General features: G+C 47.1%; 1 protein-coding gene and 1 pseudogene. Both read right to left on the reverse strand.

Annotation, left to right across the window (positions count from 1 at the left end; translation table 11 throughout):
• Nucleotides 1-188, reverse strand: a pseudogene (locus R8O10_RS26585) (porin family protein); the annotation flags it as partial.
• Nucleotides 189-262: 74 nt separating this feature from the next.
• On the reverse strand, nucleotides 263-577 hold a 315-nt coding region (locus tag R8O10_RS26590; protein ID WP_318192146.1), incomplete at its 5' end, for a DUF535 family protein.

Genomic DNA, 577 nt, shown 5'->3' on the forward strand with positions numbered 1-577 from the left:
TTGTAACCTGCTTCAAGGCCGAAGTTTTGGTCGAACATGTAACGGTAATACACATCCCCTAAGAACATGTCGCCGTCATCATGGCCATTATTGACGTCGTAACTGACGTCACCATAGCCTAAATTTGCCCCACAATGTGTTTGGTTGGCTCGGCATGAGCGGTGACAGAAAGTGCAGACAACAAGCATGCTACGGCGTATTTGTAAGACATAAGGACTCCGAATAGTAAACGAATAAACAAGATGTCGAGTGATACGCTGGATTAACGCAGACGCGTCGCAAACTCAGCTTTGGTGTTGTCTAGCCACTCATAACGACGGCGGTACATCGAGCGTTTAGAGCGAGACATTCCCTCAGTATCGCGGCGCGTATCATTCACTTTTAATTCGTAGAAATGGCGGTTGTATTCAATGCCCCCCAACTCTTGCCATAGTGCGTCGTAGTCAGTTTTGATGCGTCCTTTACTGTAACGTCGTGCTGCGTATGTGTGAGATTGCGTTTTTACGGCGAGTATGGTGTTTACTTCCCAGACTTGAGCGATGAGTGTTAGCAAACTCACCATCAAGCTTTTTGGTCG

Origin of the sequence: Vibrio sp. 1727 (assembly GCF_033344415.1) — a bacterium.
In the GTDB taxonomy this organism is placed as follows: Bacteria; Pseudomonadota; Gammaproteobacteria; order Enterobacterales; family Vibrionaceae; genus Vibrio; species Vibrio alginolyticus.